This window comes from Nocardia sp. NPDC050435 (assembly GCF_040655395.1).
Taxonomy (GTDB): Bacteria; Actinomycetota; Actinomycetes; order Mycobacteriales; family Mycobacteriaceae; genus Nocardia.
The window spans coordinates 402,659-417,420 of the sequence record NZ_JBFAJW010000001.1 but is presented as its reverse complement, the minus strand read 5'-3'; the positions used below and the strand labels follow the sequence as shown (position 1 = coordinate 417,420).

General features: G+C 69.3%; 20 protein-coding genes. 6 read left to right on the top strand and 14 right to left on the bottom strand.

Translation table 11 applies throughout. The features are described from left to right. Positions 1-47 precede the first annotated feature (47 nt). Complete coding sequence (locus tag AB0I43_RS02100) at positions 48-926, top strand: alpha/beta hydrolase (RefSeq protein WP_357431007.1); 879 nt, start codon at positions 48-50, stop codon at positions 924-926. A gap of 79 nt (positions 927-1,005) precedes the next feature. Beyond that, positions 1,006-1,167, top strand: a complete 162-nt coding sequence (locus AB0I43_RS02095; RefSeq protein WP_356972565.1) for a hypothetical protein — start codon at positions 1,006-1,008, stop codon at positions 1,165-1,167. 55 nt (positions 1,168-1,222) lie between these two features. Here the strand turns inward: AB0I43_RS02095 and AB0I43_RS02090 are convergent, their stop codons facing one another. Then, the gene (locus AB0I43_RS02090) at positions 1,223-1,852 is read right to left on the bottom strand and encodes a TetR/AcrR family transcriptional regulator (RefSeq protein ID WP_357431005.1); all 630 of its coding nucleotides are present in this window, start codon (positions 1,850-1,852) and stop codon (positions 1,223-1,225) included. 153 nt (positions 1,853-2,005) lie between these two features. Here AB0I43_RS02090 and AB0I43_RS02085 point away from each other — a divergent pair, with 153 nt between their 5' ends. Further along, complete coding sequence (locus tag AB0I43_RS02085) at positions 2,006-3,274, top strand: oxygenase MpaB family protein (RefSeq protein WP_357431003.1); 1,269 nt, start codon at positions 2,006-2,008, stop codon at positions 3,272-3,274. A 20-nt stretch (positions 3,275-3,294) separates the two neighbouring features. Then, a complete protein-coding gene (locus tag AB0I43_RS02080; RefSeq protein ID WP_357431001.1) occupies positions 3,295-4,359 on the top strand; it encodes a lipocalin-like domain-containing protein in 1,065 nt (354 codons plus the stop codon). A 54-nt stretch (positions 4,360-4,413) separates the two neighbouring features. Here the strand turns inward: AB0I43_RS02080 and AB0I43_RS02075 are convergent, their stop codons facing one another. The 8 genes from AB0I43_RS02075 to ligD form a co-directional block, all read right to left on the bottom strand. Continuing rightward, the gene (locus AB0I43_RS02075) at positions 4,414-4,587 is read right to left on the bottom strand and encodes a CsbD family protein (protein WP_356972558.1); all 174 of its coding nucleotides are present in this window, start codon (positions 4,585-4,587) and stop codon (positions 4,414-4,416) included. A gap of 98 nt (positions 4,588-4,685) precedes the next feature. Beyond that, positions 4,686-5,297: an SAM-dependent methyltransferase gene (locus tag AB0I43_RS02070; protein WP_357430999.1), complete on the bottom strand. Its 612-nt coding sequence runs from the start codon at positions 5,295-5,297 to the stop codon at positions 4,686-4,688. Then, complete coding sequence (locus AB0I43_RS02065; RefSeq protein ID WP_357430997.1) at positions 5,294-6,028, bottom strand: PIG-L family deacetylase; 735 nt, start codon at positions 6,026-6,028, stop codon at positions 5,294-5,296. The genes AB0I43_RS02070 and AB0I43_RS02065 overlap by 4 nt, the downstream gene beginning before the upstream one ends. After that, positions 6,025-6,999: an acyl-CoA dehydrogenase family protein gene (locus AB0I43_RS02060; protein ID WP_357430995.1), complete on the bottom strand. Its 975-nt coding sequence runs from the start codon at positions 6,997-6,999 to the stop codon at positions 6,025-6,027. Before AB0I43_RS02060 ends, AB0I43_RS02065 begins: the two co-directional genes overlap by 4 nt. Beyond that, on the bottom strand, positions 6,992-7,717 hold the full coding sequence (locus AB0I43_RS02055; protein WP_357430994.1) for a glycosyltransferase: 726 nt from the start codon (positions 7,715-7,717) through the stop codon (positions 6,992-6,994). The genes AB0I43_RS02060 and AB0I43_RS02055 overlap by 8 nt, the downstream gene beginning before the upstream one ends. 38 nt (positions 7,718-7,755) lie before the next feature. Beyond that, positions 7,756-7,893, bottom strand: coding sequence for a hypothetical protein (locus AB0I43_RS02050; RefSeq protein ID WP_356972553.1), 138 nt, complete (start codon positions 7,891-7,893; stop codon positions 7,756-7,758). Between the two features lie 63 nt (positions 7,894-7,956). Next, positions 7,957-8,352, bottom strand: coding sequence for an STAS domain-containing protein (locus AB0I43_RS02045; RefSeq protein ID WP_357430992.1), 396 nt, complete (start codon positions 8,350-8,352; stop codon positions 7,957-7,959). Positions 8,353-8,433: 81 nt separating this feature from the next. Further along, entirely contained in the window at positions 8,434-9,381 is a 948-nt protein-coding gene (gene ligD / locus AB0I43_RS02040; RefSeq protein WP_357430990.1) for a non-homologous end-joining DNA ligase, read from the bottom strand. A gap of 84 nt (positions 9,382-9,465) precedes the next feature. Here ligD and AB0I43_RS02035 point away from each other — a divergent pair, with 84 nt between their 5' ends. Further along, the gene (locus AB0I43_RS02035; RefSeq protein WP_356972549.1) at positions 9,466-9,981 is read left to right on the top strand and encodes a hypothetical protein; all 516 of its coding nucleotides are present in this window, start codon (positions 9,466-9,468) and stop codon (positions 9,979-9,981) included. Between the two features lie 9 nt (positions 9,982-9,990). Here the strand turns inward: AB0I43_RS02035 and AB0I43_RS02030 are convergent, their stop codons facing one another. The 4 genes from AB0I43_RS02030 to AB0I43_RS02015 all read right to left on the bottom strand — a co-directional run bounded on the left by AB0I43_RS02030 (position 9,991) and on the right by AB0I43_RS02015 (position 12,598). After that, on the bottom strand, positions 9,991-10,236 hold the full coding sequence (locus AB0I43_RS02030; protein WP_356972548.1) for a hypothetical protein: 246 nt from the start codon (positions 10,234-10,236) through the stop codon (positions 9,991-9,993). Positions 10,237-10,297: 61 nt separating this feature from the next. Next, on the bottom strand, positions 10,298-10,900 hold the full coding sequence (locus AB0I43_RS02025; protein WP_356972547.1) for a hypothetical protein: 603 nt from the start codon (positions 10,898-10,900) through the stop codon (positions 10,298-10,300). A gap of 67 nt (positions 10,901-10,967) precedes the next feature. Continuing rightward, positions 10,968-11,351: a hypothetical protein gene (locus AB0I43_RS02020; protein ID WP_356972546.1), complete on the bottom strand. Its 384-nt coding sequence runs from the start codon at positions 11,349-11,351 to the stop codon at positions 10,968-10,970. 86 nt (positions 11,352-11,437) lie between these two features. Continuing rightward, entirely contained in the window at positions 11,438-12,598 is a 1,161-nt protein-coding gene (locus AB0I43_RS02015) for an aromatic ring-hydroxylating dioxygenase subunit alpha (protein WP_356972545.1), read from the bottom strand. 100 nt (positions 12,599-12,698) lie between these two features. On the opposite strand from AB0I43_RS02015, the gene AB0I43_RS02010 reads away from it, so the two are divergent. After that, positions 12,699-13,247: a TetR family transcriptional regulator gene (locus AB0I43_RS02010; protein ID WP_356972543.1), complete on the top strand. Its 549-nt coding sequence runs from the start codon at positions 12,699-12,701 to the stop codon at positions 13,245-13,247. A 55-nt stretch (positions 13,248-13,302) separates the two neighbouring features. Here the strand turns inward: AB0I43_RS02010 and AB0I43_RS02005 are convergent, their stop codons facing one another. Then, positions 13,303-14,601, bottom strand: a complete 1,299-nt coding sequence (locus AB0I43_RS02005) for a lipase family protein (protein WP_357430988.1) — start codon at positions 14,599-14,601, stop codon at positions 13,303-13,305. Positions 14,602-14,762 lie beyond the last annotated feature (161 nt).

Genomic DNA, 14,762 nt, shown 5'->3' with positions numbered 1-14,762 from the left:
CCTTAGCGTCAGGGTAGTCACCAATGGTTACCAGATGAAGGATTGTGATGACACTGTCGGCCTCCGATGTCCCGCTCCACCATCTCCCCGTCAACGGCACCACCGTCCATGCCGCCGTCCTGGGCACCGGCCCGGCAGTCCTGCTGCTGCACGGTTTTCCGCACACCTGGCAGCTCTGGCTCGGCCTCCTCGAGACCCTGGCCGCCGACCACCGCGTGATCGCCGCCGACCTGCGCGGACTCGGCGACAGCGACCGCCCCGAATCCGGCTACGACGCCGCCACTCTCGCCACCGACGCCGTCGAGCTGCTCGACGCCCTGGACGAACCCGACGCCGCCGTGGTCGGCATCGACCTCGGCGCCGCGCCCGCGTTCCTGATGGCGATGCGCCGGCCCGAGCGCGTCCGCGCCCTCGTCCTGATGGAGGCACTGCTGGGCCGCCTACCCGGCGCGCAGGATTTCCTCGCCGACGGCCCACCGTGGTGGTTCGGCTTCCACGGCGTCCCCGGCCTGGCCGAACAAGTCCTGTCCGGCCACGAATCCGCCTACATCGACTGGTTTCTCACGATCGGCACGCGCGGTCGCGGTGTGCCCGAGCCACTCCGGACCGCGTTCCTCGACGCCTACGGCAGCATCGAGGCGCTGCGCGCCGCGTTCGCGCACTATCGCGCCATGCCGCAGAGCTACCACCAGATCGACCGGGCCGCTACGGAAACCCGCCTGCGCGTGCCGACCCTGGCCGTGGGCGCACAGCCCGTCGGCGACGCGCTCGCCCGCCAACTGACCCCCTTGACCGACGACCTGACCAGTCACGTCATCCCCGATTGCGGGCACATCATCCCGGTCGACGGCCTGCCCGCGCTGCGGCCCCTGCTCACCGATTTCCTCCGCACGACAGGCCGCGAAAAGATTCTGCCGCTCCACTGATTAGAACCGCGAATCCGGGGTAAGTCGTGCTCCCGTCGCACAGAGGGCGACATCCGACCCACCACTAGGCAGGAGATTTATGGTGCTGCACGGCCTCATCGCCGAGATCCGCCAGGACATCACGACCGCGGAAGATCTCGGCGACATCCGCGCCGTCATCCGGCTGCAGGCGGTCCTGAGCGCGGCAGTCGACGCCGCCGACGCCGGCCCGAGAGGGCTCGAAGCGGAATTGACGCACTGATGCCGTGGCCGGCCCGGCGGATCCCCCGGGCCGGCCAAAGCTCGATCCGCAGCGCTCAACCACCCGGCTGCCCCGCCTCGGCCCCGGAGCCGAGCAGCAACGACAGCACGGCGTGCACCTCGGCTCGCGTGGGAATCGGCAGGCTGCCGCGCCCGTGAATGAACCCGATACCGAGATAAACCATGGCACCGGCCCGCAATCGCGCCGTCGCGCCATCGAATCCGAGCTCGGTCAACGCCGCGCGAATGGTGTCGAAGATCCGCTGATCCAGTTCGCGTACCGCCGTTTCCACCCGCGGATGGGTGCGGCTCCACTCCCGGACGGTGGCTTCGACCAGCCAATCGCGCTCGATCAGCAATCCGGCCATGGCCTCGAGCCGCTGCCCGATCGGCATCGAATCGACGGCGGCGAGCTCACCGATCATTCGAGCCTGCCGAGCCCCCCAGCGGTCGGCCATGGCTTCCACGAGTTGGTCGATATCGTCGAAATGCCAGTAGAAGCTGCCCTTGGTGACGCCCAGCGCTGCGCAGAGCCGGGCGATGCGCACCGCCGACGCGCCTTCCGCGGCGAGCAGGGCGAGCGCTCCGTCGACCCAGTCCTCCTGCGTCAGCCGAGGGCCGCGAGATCGCGGCGCGCGCTGCTGTTGCGCTTCGGCCTTCCTCGACTTGGGCCGCTCGGCGGTCATGACGGGTCGCGGGTGGGAGTCATCTGCACACCTCGATCGTAGAAGGAAGGATCCGCGCGCCGCCGGGTTCCATACTTTCGAGTACGTTGTGCAGTACGCAAAGGTATGGTTGGGCCGTTGTCCCACAGCGGGACTCGCCCGGAAGGATCACCGATGTCAGTGCAAACGCCCACCGGAGCGCAGACTCGCTGCCCGAGCGCCTTCCGCTACTGGGAGGCCCGCGCCACACCGAGCGTGCGGCGCTTCGAACGCACAGTCACCGCGCTGACCGGCCACAGCCCCTTCCCCACCGACGATCAGGCACACGCACTGTGTGAGGACCTGTTCTCCGGCGACCCCGTGGCCGAACGCTTCGTCGCCGCGGTCGTGCACGGCGCCGGCGGCTCGCGACGCGGCCGCGAAATGCTGGAGACCGCACTGGTTTCGGGGGTGGACGCGGTGCCGGAGGCCCCACCGGAGATGCGCGCACTCTTCGCCGAGTTCGAAACCGATCCCGACTGGCTGCGCCCGGAACTGGTGGAACAGGGCGCCGCGATCTGGCGTCGGTGGGGCACCATGCTTTTCAGCTTCGCGGGCGCCGAAACCCTGGAGGTGTACACCGAGGCGGCGGTGGCCACCCCGCTCTCGCTCGCGGGCGGTTACGCCGGGGACAGCGCGCTGCGGCGGTTTCTGGAGACCTGCCGATTCTGGATCGACGTCTCCCAGCCCGGCGCCCTGTTGACCCCGGGTTCACCGGGCCGGGCGACCGCCATGAAGGTGCGCGTCATGCACGTCTCGGTGCGCGCCCGGGTCGCCGAGCATCCGGAGTGGGACACGCCGCGCTGGGGTCTGCCGATCAGCCAGACCTATCAGCTGCTGACACTGCTGGCGGGCAGCGTCACCCCGGGCCTGGGGTTGTGGCTGCTCGGCTACCAGACCACCCCCTCGGAAATCCGTGCGCTGCTGCACTTCCAGCGCTACCTGGGGCATCTGCTCGGGGTCCGGTTGCGCTGGTGCCCGGAGACGATCGCCGATTCGCTGCGCGTGCTGGGCATGACCATCGTGTCCCGCTCCTTCGATTCCGGGCAGCACGGCGCCGAGCTGATCGAGTCCTATCCGGCGGCTTTCGCGCCGCGCCCGGGCCAGCGCGGCTGGACGCGCGTGCGCGCGGCCTACAACTTCCGGATCAACTCGGTCTACGCCGCCCTGTACATGGCACCCGGTACACGGCGCGGCTACCGGATGCCCGCGGCGTTCCCGTGGATCCTCATCCCCCTGGCCCGCTTCCCGCTGATCACCGGGATGGAAGTGGCGCGCCGGGTCTGCCCGCCGTTCGCGCGGCTGCACGAGCGGGTCATGAGCAGACACCGCGAGAACTGGTTACGCGCCCAAATGGCAGGCCGGGAAGCACAATTCGACGCGACCGGCGCCCTGCGGCGTTGAGCACCGATCGAGGAACAGTCATGCCGAGCACTGCCATCACCGAAGCCTGGAACGGGCCCGGCCGACGGGACGCCCGACTGACCACGGTCGCCCCGCACCACAACGGTCTACATCCCTCGTCGAGCCGCACGGCATTCGAGCACTGGTACTTCGACGCGCAGCTCGACAGCGGACACGTTGTGGTCGGTTTCCTCATCAAACGCCGCCCCGAAGATCTGCCGTGGGCGCGGCCATGGGTGGAGCTGATCGTCTACAGCCCCGACGGCGACCGCCGGCAGGTGTCACGGCGCTATCCATCGGCGGCGACCAGCTTTTCGGCCGCCGGCTGCGACGTGCGGATCGGCGCCAACACCGCCCGCTCGGAGTTTCCGGCCGGCGGACTGCCCACCCATCAGGTGCGACTGGCCGAAGACGGTGTGGCGTTCGAGCTCACCTTCGAGAACGAGACGCCCAGCTGGATGCCCGGCCGGGGCGAGACGCAGTTCGGCGACGGCGAGACCTTCGGGTGGGTGGTCGCCGCGCCCCGGGCACGGGTCCACGGCACCCTCGAGCTCGACGGAAAGAAAATAGCGGTCACCGGACGCGGCTACGCCGACCACAATTGGGGCGTCGGCGATATGAAACGCGTCATCGACCGCTGGCACTGGGGCCGCCTCTACACCGACGACTATTCGCTGCTGTACGCGAACGTGCTCACCCAGCCGCAACGCGGCAGCCACGCCATCGCCCCGCTCATGCTGGCGCGGGGCGCGGAGGTGGTCCTGTCGACCGGGGAAACGGTACTGAGCGAGGGGCCCGCGCGCTTCGACTCGGCCGCAGGCCGCGAATTCCCCGAGTGGATCGAACTACGGGTGCCCGATCAACTGGAATTGCGCCTCACCGTGAACTCCGTCATTCACGCGCACGACCTGCTCGACGACGTCCCCGTGCTGCGGTCGCGGCTGCTGCGCCCACTCGTGCACAAGGCGATCGGCCACCCGGCCTACTTCCGGTTCCATTCCACATTCGAGCTGACGCTCCGCGACGGCGGCACCGTCGAGCGGCGGACCGGGACCACCCTGCACGAACTCGTCGCCCTGCGCTGATCGGCCGGTGCGAGTACCCGGCGGGCACTCGCACCGGCCGCGGCATGGGCTCGATCAGTCCCGAAACGCGTCCTTGACCTTCTCGCCCGCGTCCTTGAGGTTGGACTTGACCTGATCGCCCTTGCCCTCGTTCTTCAGGTCCTGGTCATCGGTGGCCTCACCGAACTTTTCCTTCGCCTTACCGGCGAGTTCGTCGGCCTTGTTCTGAGCCTTGTCCGCTGTGCTCATCGTCTAGCCCCTTTCCTCGGTTGGACCGACCGTGCCTTGATCGAGTCGGTCGTCGGCCGTATAGCCCACCCGCGACGCGATAAACCGGCCGGGCCGAATCAGAGGAGACCACCCCGGCGGGCGACGCTGCGGGGTTCGGGATGCGAGGTGGTGAACACCTCGAGCCGCATGTCCTCGTCCTGGTAGGCGGACATCCGGACCACGCCGGGGTCGGCGGAGACGATGTCGTGAACTTCGTCACCGGTGAGGGGATAGTCCGGCACCGGATGGCGCCAATGCACGACCAGCAGCGTCCCGCCGGGTTCGAGATGCGCCACGGCCTGCTGTGTGACGGTGCGCAGCGTGTCCGCGTCGAGGTAGTAGCAGACCTCACTGAACACGATCAGGTCGAAGCGCGCCGCGGGCCAGTCGTCGCCGAGCGACCACCGGCGCAGCTCCACCCGGTCCCGGGCGGCGTCGAGCCGGACAGCGGCGGCGTCGAGCGCCTTGGCTATCGGGTCCGAGGCCAGGACCCGGTCACAGCGGGTGACCAGCTGTTCGGTGAGGGTGCCGATGGAGCAGCCGGGCTCGAAAGCGCTGCGGTAGCGCGGGTTCGGGAGCGCGGCCATGGTCAGCGCTCGTTTGCGCCGCTCGTACCAGCGGGTGGTGAAGCTCCACGGGTCCGCGGCGGCGGCGTACATGTCCTCGAAGTAGCTCGATGGCAGCGTCATGAGAAGTAGGTTTCGGTCGGGCCGGTGAATCGGCGCAGGATGTGCTCGGGCAGGATCGCCGCGTCCTCCGGCGCGGCCGACAGCGGCCGGATCTGGCTCGGAAATCGTGCTATCGCACGAGCTTTGGCCGCCTGCGCGTGCTCGGTCAGGCGCAGCGACACCGGCTCGAGGTGCGCCAGGCGCGGATGATCGGGAGTCGCCCAGTGCCACATCCAGATCGGATACTCCAGCAGCGGAACCCCGAGCCGCGCGGTGGCCGTCGCCGCGGCCCGGCCGACGGCCTCGTGGTCGGGATGGCCGTCGTTCCGCCATGTCGCCGCGCACCAACTGCCCGCCGGCTGATCGGCCAGCAGCGCCGACAGTTGCTCCGCCACCTCGGCTTCGGACTCCGCGACCCGGCCGTCGGCGATACCGAGGCGAATCGGCGATTCGACGCCCAATTCGGCGGCGGCACAGCGCGATTCCTCGACCCGCCGTGCCGCGAGCCGCTCTGGCGTCCAGGTCGGCGACGCGGGGTGCGAGCCTTCACCGTCGGTGGCGACGACCACGCGGACAGCCATGCCGAGGGCGCGGGCGGTGGCGATCAGGCCGCCCGCGCCGAGCACCTCGTCGTCGGGATGTGCGGCCACGACGGTCAAGCGGGTCACGCCCGCGAGGGTCAGCGCCGGCGAACGCGCCCGCCAGCTCGCCCAGACGCTGTCGTCGGGTCCCGGCGCGGTCGGGTCGATCACAGGCGCGTCCAGGAGAACTCCTCCCCCGCGACATCCTCGCCGAGCGCGGCGAGATCGGCCTCGGCGTGGCTCTGGCGCAGGTAGACCGCCAGATCGGCGACACGCCGAGCGTGGTCGGCGTCCAGGCACAGCGGGGCCGCGCCCAGGGCTCGGCCGACGCGATCGATGGTGTCGGTCGCCGCCTGCTCCACCACCGCGCGCACCGCCCGGGCCCGGGCCCGCTGGGCGACCGGATCCGACGGCACGCCCCGATCGATGTCGTCCGCCGCCCTGCCCAATACCGTGCGGGCCGCGTGCAATCCGCTCGCCACCGCGCCGAGATGGGCCAGTGCGTGCTCGTCGGCGCGGCCCGCGGCGGCTCGCGCGCGCAGTGGGCGGGCCACCTCGCAGGCGCTGCCGAACCAGCACGCGGCCACGCCGATCGCGCCGTGCCAGAATCCCGCCCGGCTCAGATAAGCACCCGGCGCACCGACCGGCACGGCCGCCACCTCCGCGAAATCCACTGCGCCGGAGTCGGAATCGCCCATGCCGACGGCATGCCAGGTGTCCGGAACCGGACGCACCCCCGGTTGTCGCAGCGCGACCGCGAACAGGGCGCGCTCGTCCCCGTGCCGGGCGGTGACCAGGGCGTGCGAGCAGATCGTGGCGCCGGAGCACCACAATTTGCGTCCGTCCAGCACCCAGTTCGACCCCTCCCGCCGTGCCCGCACCACCGGCTCGGGCGGTTCGGCCGCCCAGACACCCCAGAGCTCGCCGTCGACCGGCGGTGGCGCACCGAGTTCGGCCAGGATGGCCGCGGCGTCGGTGTGCGCCTCCACCAGCCGCCCGAGCACCGTGTCCTCGGCCGCGAAGCCGGCCAGCGCGCGGAAGCGTTCCCCGGTGTGGCCGCCGGCGGGCAACGGCAGGTCCAGCTTGCCCGCCGCCGAGAGTTCGCGCAGTCGCGCGGCGATGCTCTCCCCTGTCCTAGGCACTGTCGGCCTCCGAGACCTGATCCAGCGCACGCACATGCGCGGCGAACCCGTCCGGCGCCCGCCCCTCCGTCCGCCCGGAGGTCGTGACCACCACGTCCTCGGCCCACACCAGGTGCGCGCCGCGGGCCGTGGCCCGCTCGACCAGATCGACATCCTCACCCGTGGCGAGAGCGTCGAAACCGCCTGCGTCCCAGTAGATGTCGGCGCGAAATCCGAGATTCGCGCCATGGACGTGACCGTGCCCGTCACCTCGCGGCCGCCGATACCGTTGCTCGTATCGCGCGCGGGCCACGGGGGTGGACGCGCTCCAATCATCTACTCGCACAACGCCCGCCACGATGTCGGCACCGCGCCGGGCGTGTCGCAGCTGGCGTCGCAGCCACCACTGGTCCACCGCGGAGTCGGCATCGGTCGTGGCGAACCACGTCTCCCGGCCGCACCCGGCACCGGCCGCCGCGAAGCCGAGTCCACGCGCCATTCCGACGTTGGGTTCGTCCAGCGTCACCACCTCGATGTCCGGACCTGCCACGCGAGCCGATCCGTCGGTGCACCCATTCAGGACGAGCTGGATCCGCACCGGTATCGCCACCGCGTCCGCGCTGCGCCGCAGCGCGCGCAGACAGCGGGGCAGCAATTGCTCCTCGTTGCAGACCGGCACCACGACCACGATCCGGGTCGGTTCGGGCCGGTGCCGGCCACCCTCCTCCGAGACGATCATGCAGGGCAGATACCCTGCGGCAACCGCCACAAACGGGTTCAGATCTTGTCGTCGTACTCGTTGGCCGAAGGGTTGCCGGTCGAGATATCGGTGCTGCGCCCCTTACCCGAGCGCCGCCGGAACAGCACGACCACGGCGACGAGCACGACCAGGGCGATGATCACGAGTATTTCCATGCTCCCGCCCTACCCCGGGATCGTGGCGCCAATCACCGGCGAGGTCGCCCTCGCGAGTGCCGGTCAGTAGCCGAGGGCCGCACCGCGGTCGACCCGGTCGCACAGATCGAGGGCGTCGGTGGTGCAGGCCAGCGCCATCGCCCGGTGCGGGTAGATCACCAGCGTCGAAGCCATACCGGTCAGCTGTAGCGGCCGGGCCGCCGCGCCGTAGGCGATCACCGCGAACACCGTGTGCGGCCAGGCCAGGGTGTTGGCCCGGGCCAGCACCGTCACCCCGGCCGCGTCCATGAACAGCACCTCGCTGAGGTCGACCAGCACCCGATCGGGCTCGGGTCGCAGCATCCGGTCGAGCGCGTCGCCCAGCTGGGCGGCGGTGGTGGCGTCGATCTCGCCGGACACCGTGACGATGGGCCCGTGCTCGTCCTGGTTTTCGCACTCGACGATCAGGTTCTGGTTCATGACACAACTCCTCGGTGTAGGGCCACATCGCGAACTACGTTCTGGAGCTTCTGATTTCGTTCGTGCCGAGTCGGGGCGTCCTCAGGGTGGGAGCGAGACCGCGTCGGGTTCCTTGTCCGCGCGCAACCCGCGCCAGCTCGCGTGCCGCAGGCTCTCGCCGGTGAACTCCCGGTACTCGACCTCGCCGACCAGCACCGGGCGCACCCAGGACACCAGCCCGCCCTCCGATCCGAGATCCACCTGCGGTGCGGATTCCGCGATTGTGTCCAGATGGGCGCGCAACTGGCGGCGCGCGGCCAGCGTGAAGCCGGTACCGACATTGCCGATATGGACCAGGCGGCCCTCCGGGGTGTGGGCGCCGAGCACCAACGAACCGAAAGTCTGCGACATCATCCCGGTGCCCGGGGTCCACCCGGCCACGATCGCCTCGGCGGTCCGCCGGATCGGCGTCTTGATCCACGACGGCGAACGCCGGCCGGAATGATAGGCCGCCTCCACCTCTTTGGACATGATCCCTTCGAGGTGGTGTTCGGCGGCCAGCGCCAGCATGCGCTCGGCCGCCACGCCGCGCCAGTACGGCGGCACACTCACCAGTCCGCCGCCCAGCTCCAGGTCCTCGAGCAATTCGCGGCGCGTGAGATAGGGCAGCCCGGTCACCACCCGGTCATCGATGGCGAGTACATCGAAGCCGTACCACTGCGCCGGCACCGACGCGACCAACTCCGCACGAGGTTGCGCTACCTGCAAGCGGCGTTGCAGCAGCGCGAAAGACGGTACGCCCGAGGGAGTTTGGGTGAGCACCTCGCCGTCCAGGATCAACCTGCGACCCCGCGCGGCCTCGGCGAGCGCGGCGGCCAGCTCCGGAAAGGACGCGGTGAAGTCCCGGCGGCTCCGGCTGTAGAGGCGGCAGTCACGGCCGTCGGTGATCACCAGTCCGCGCGCCCCGTCCCACTTCATCTCGATCGCCCAGGCAGCGGTATCCGGCGGCCGTCCCGAGACGGCCAGCATCGGCGCAGGCACTGGCACCATACAGTCAGCGTATTCCTAGCTAACATCACTGGCGGGTGTTGGATCCGGGTAGGGTTCGATGATCACTACGGGGAGGAACGCGGCGTGGCGCGACTGCACCATCGGATCGACGAAATGGCCGACGACTCAGGCTTTCTCGGCCTCGTGGACCCACACGCCTACCGGGCGTTCGTGGGCGAGGACTGGACTTTGGCGGCGCTGTTCGAGCGAATCGAATCCGAGATGCGGCAGCGGCGGATACTGCTCTGGGGAACCGGCGGCGAGGAGCAATGGCGCATCGACATCACGGATTCGCCGATCGATCCGCGACTGCCGGTCATCCGGGGCGTCACCGGCCCCATCACCGTGAGCGGCGGCGAACTGATCGCCGTCAGTTTGGACACGCTCACCATGGCCGCCCAGTTCGCGGACTCGGCCGTGGACGACGACAAGGACGTCTACGGGTCACGGATCGAGCTTCCGAACGGGGATTACGTCTGCACGGTCAGCCAACTCACCGACTCAGAAGCCGATCGGACCCATACGGGCCCCGACTTCCATCTTCAGCTGCTGGCCGGCCGGATCGACCCGTGGTCGGAAGTCCCGTGGTCCGAGCTATGACGCCCGAGGTCAGGCGCCCAGCAACCGAATCTCGGTGTTCAGCAGATCCGCCTGTTCGGTCAGCTGGGTCGCGTCGGGCTCCTTGCCGATCCGCTCCAGCAACTCTTCCCGGCTGACGAGGGCCAGCCCGCCGGGTTCCGAGGAGACACGCACCTGCCCGGCCTCGAGCACCAGACTCGCCTCGGCCGCGTCGGCGCCGAGAAGTTCACGGAGGAGTTCGACGGTGACCTCGCCTGCTGTGTTGTCGATAGCCATAACGCCTGGTTGCCCGCACTGCCGCGCACCAAACACCGGATCACGGAGCCGGGCATGATCGTCAGGCTTTTACTGGCTCCGGAGGCAGCGCGCCAGCGTGGATTGAGGTGGCGATCCACGCCGGCGAGCACCGACCGGCGTGATAGGCCGATTCGATCTCCTTGGACACGATCCCGCGCGCATTGTGCTCGGCGGCGGCGTGCAGCAACTGGGCCGCCTCGATCCCCCGCCAGGACGGCGCCACACTCACCAGCGCGTGCCCTCGGCCGAGGCCCTCCAGACGGTGCCGGCGCACCAGGTACGGCGAGGAGGTCAGATCGCGCTCCTCGATCGCGAGCAGGTCGAAGGCGCACAGCCGCGCGGTCGGCCGGCTTTCTCGGGGGTGCCGGGGCAGCGACCGCAATGACTTTGCGGCCGAAGGCGTCTCGGCGCGGATGACACCGTCGAGGATCAGGGCCCGCTTGCGCGCCACCGCGACCACGGCCGCCGCGACCTCGGGATAGGACCCGGTGACCTCGCGCCGATCCGCGCCGACCAGTCGGCAGCGCACACCGTCACAGGCAGCCAGTACCCGCACGCCGTCCCACTGCAATTCGATCGCCCACGCGGGGTTGTCCGGGGGCCGTCCGGCGACGGCGTGCATCGGAGCTGGGAGTACGGTCACCTACGCCAGCATACTTTCAGCTAATCGCCGGGTGTGGCAGGTCGGAGGCCTCGCGCGGACGGCGCGGTCAGGCGGCGATCAACCGCGGCAGCAGCAAGGCCCGGCCGGCGGACAGAACCTTCGTCAGGTCCGGATACTCAGCCGGCTCGAGGTACACCGGCCGGGCGCGGCGCAGGCGGGTGCGATCGGGTTGGTCGCAGATGCGCACGAGCCTCGCCTTCGTCGTCACCACCAGATCGCATCCTGGCTCGCATCCGCGCCACAGCCCACGGCACCCGCCCACGCTCCAGCCGACCACCGCAATCGACTCCCGCCGCTCCGGATCCAGGCGGCGTGAATGATGCGTCGGCCGAATCCCCGCGCGCACCAGCTCGGCGATGAACGCCGATATCTGCGTCCGGGCGGCGTCCTCCCGCGAGCGGGTGGGCGGTGCGGCGAAATCGTAGGACATAGTGCGTCTTTCGGTCAGCACCCGACGGCAGGGCGGTCGTGCACCGAATGCCCTGCGCGAATGCTTTGAAACACCCGGCCCTGATCTCAGTTCGCACCGAACGCCGGGCGCAAGGCCCGCCACACCTCTCGCTGGAAGGCGTGGATGACACCTTCGGGTCCGCTCATGAGCGGACCGGGCTCGTAGAAGCCGGATTCCAGACCCCGCTGTACCTGTTCCATGACCTCGATGTCCTCGGCGACTCCCCTGCCGAACAGCAGCGCGTTCATCTCCTCGACCGGCTCGACCGGCAACTCGGGCCGCAGGTAGGCGCGGCCGATAGCACGGGTCGTGGCGGGACCGGTGGGTTCGAAACGCAGGAGGTGCTCGCCGACGTACCCGCTGACGACCAGGGAGTTGGGCCAGAGGGTGTACTGGGCGTACCCGTACTGACTGCCGGTCTTCCCGTCGGGAAACCTCGCCTGCCAGCGGGGCGCCAGGTGCTGACCGACGACCATTCCGAACTTCCCCCTCGTATTGAGTTCGTAGTCGAACTCCGCGCCGGTGACGGCGCAGATCGTCTCGGGATGGATGGTCGGGCAGTGATAGCACTCGCTGGAATTGTCCACCGCCAGTTTCCAGTTCGCGCGCACCACGGTGGGACGCTCGGGATCGGCCGGGATCAGGCCGTTGCCGGGATCGGCGAAGGGAAAGTCGTAGCCGGCTCGCCGCATCATGTCCGGCATGTCACCGAGTTGGTCCAGCAGTGGTTCCTGCGGCTCGAGGCAGACGAAGACGATGCCGCCGAAGGTGTCCACCGCCAGGGGCCGCAGGCCCAGCGTCGCCGCAGAGGGCAGACCACCTTGCTTGTGTTGCGGGATCCCCTTCAGCGAACCGTCCAGCCCATAGGTCCAGCCGTGGTAGGCGCACTGCAACGTGCGGCAGTTGCCGCTGCCCGTGGCAACCACATTGGCGCGGTGCCTGCACACATTGACGAACGCCCGCACCGCGTCGTCCCGGTCGCGCACCACCACCACCGGCACGCCCGCGACATCGGTGGTCAGATAGTCGCCCGGGTCGCGCACCTCGCGCAGCGTTCCGACGGCCTGCCAGGAGCGGCCGAGGATGAACCGCTGCTCGAGCCGGTAGAGCGCCGGTTCGTGATAGAAGGCGGCGGGTAGTGCCCGCCGGTCCGCGAGCAGACGGTCCACCTCGTCCGGATCGATCGAAACGCCTGCTGCGGCGAATTGCTCTGCTGTGGTTGACATCTGGGTCTCCCATTCCTGACTCCGTGCCGGATGCCCGGCTGCCGCCACGATAGGAAATAAAAGAGACACATATGTCTCACTTCTCGGCTAGCCTCGGCACGTGCGCGTGGATGCGGCCGACAACCGCGAACGAATCATCGAGGCATACCGGCAACTGGTCACCGCCACGAATCCGGACCCGCGGATGGACGATGTCGCGGCCACGGCCGGCATGGCCCGTGGCACGCTCTACCGGCACTTCAAAGACCGTGGCACGCTGCGCCGAGCTGTCCACATCCGCGTACTGGACGAAACCGAGCAGCTCCTGCGCGACGCGTTCGACCGGTCGGCCCCGCTGGAATCCGCGCTGGAGACCATAGTTCGGGAAAGTTTCGACCGAGTTCGCCTGGTGCAGTTGCTCTCCAGCAACCAGGACTATTTCGATCGCCGCATCGCCCGTCGCTGGACCACCTGGAAGCGCCCGCTCATCGAGGCGATGCGCGCCGCCCAGGGCCGCGGCGAACTCCGCGCCGACCTACCAGCCGATTGGCTCGTCGACACCCTGCTGTGGACCGTCTACGCCATCGCCATGAGCGACACCCCGCCGGGCCGCCGCGATCCCGCGGCCGCGGCGCTGTCCCTCTTCTTCGACGGCGCCCGCCCTCGGTAACCCGCCATGCGGCGACGCCCGCGCAGCGCAGGTCCGCACGAAATGGGGCCGCAGCTCAATGTCGCCGGCACCCCACCGGAACGACGCCGTGTTTCAGCACATCGTCCAGCCAATCCATCACACCCGGGAAGGTGATCAGCGAGCCGATGAGGTGCTCACCGGGGCTCAAGCGAAGGGTCGCGGCCACGCCGAACCCGCATTGTTCGCGGTAGAGGTCGGTGGCGCCGGCCACCGGGATCCACGGATCGTTCACCGCGTGGAAAAGGTAGAGCGGAACCGGCGACGCGCGCCCGCGCAGGTCGACGTCGCGAAAGATCCGATCGGCGAGATCGCTGTCGAGCGGCTTGTCGTATTTCGAGAACAACTCCAGGGGAACCCCGACCGCGCCCAGCAGCGCTTGGCGTCCACCACAGATGTCCTTCACCGGCGAACTCGCCACGAAGGCGCCGAGCTCGTTCATCGCGCCCAGGATCGCCGGGTGCTCGCGGGCGAAGGCGAGCACCACCGACAGCAGGATCCCGGATTCGATCCGGCCATCGAAAAGCCTTGCGATCCGGCGATAGTCGGTCATGATCCCGCCGAGCGCCGCCCCTGTGACCACCGAACGCAGTTCCGGTGCGTATTCCGGCAGCAGCATCGTCGCCGCATAGGAGGCCAGGCCACCCCCGGAATAGCCGACCAGTGCGTACCGGCTGTCGTCGAAGGCGGGGCCGAGCGCGGCCCGCGCCGCGCGCACCCCGTCGAGCACGAGGTGCCCCGCCACCCGCGGCTCGGCGTAGGCCATCCGCGGCCCTTCGTGATCCGGGATCAAGACCGCGTAGCCGCGTTCGAGCGCCTGCACCGTCGCGGGCGGGACGAGATTGAATCCCGTCATCGCGTCCGGCGTGCCGTGCGCCATATGGAAACCGGGCGTGCACCGAATTCCCATCGAATTGATCGGAAGAGAATGCACCACCACCGGCCTGTCGCCGTCCTGCCAATCAGCGGCGGGCACCAGCATTGTCGCAGTGCCGAACGACGGCGCCCCGGCCGAATCGCGCGTACCGAATTTCAACTGGATCGCCTGGCGAATCGGAACCGGCATCTGCGCTACCGCGACGACGCTGACATCACGGTGCTCGATCACCTCACCCGCCGCCGCGGCCCGCGTGGGCCACGCGTCGAAGAAGGGATCGCCCGCCGGGGTGGGCAGAATCGCCCGCCACAGCTTCGCATGTTCGGCAGCCAGTCCTCGCGGTGGCACCGGATCGGCAAGACCGTGCCGCGGAGCCGCCGAGACCGCGCTCACCGGCGACAACAGCATCGCCGCACAGCACACCCCGATCATCGCCGTGCCCCAGCGCGTGCGTCTCATCCGGCCCCGCTCTCGTCGTCATTTCGGCGCGATGGCGCAGCAGCCGATACCGGTATTTCTCATGAATTACCCCGAACCATTCGACGCACCGTGACACACGCTGTTTGCCTGCTCGAATGACGACACGCAAGAAGGGCAATTCTGTGATCCCAGCACTGCGG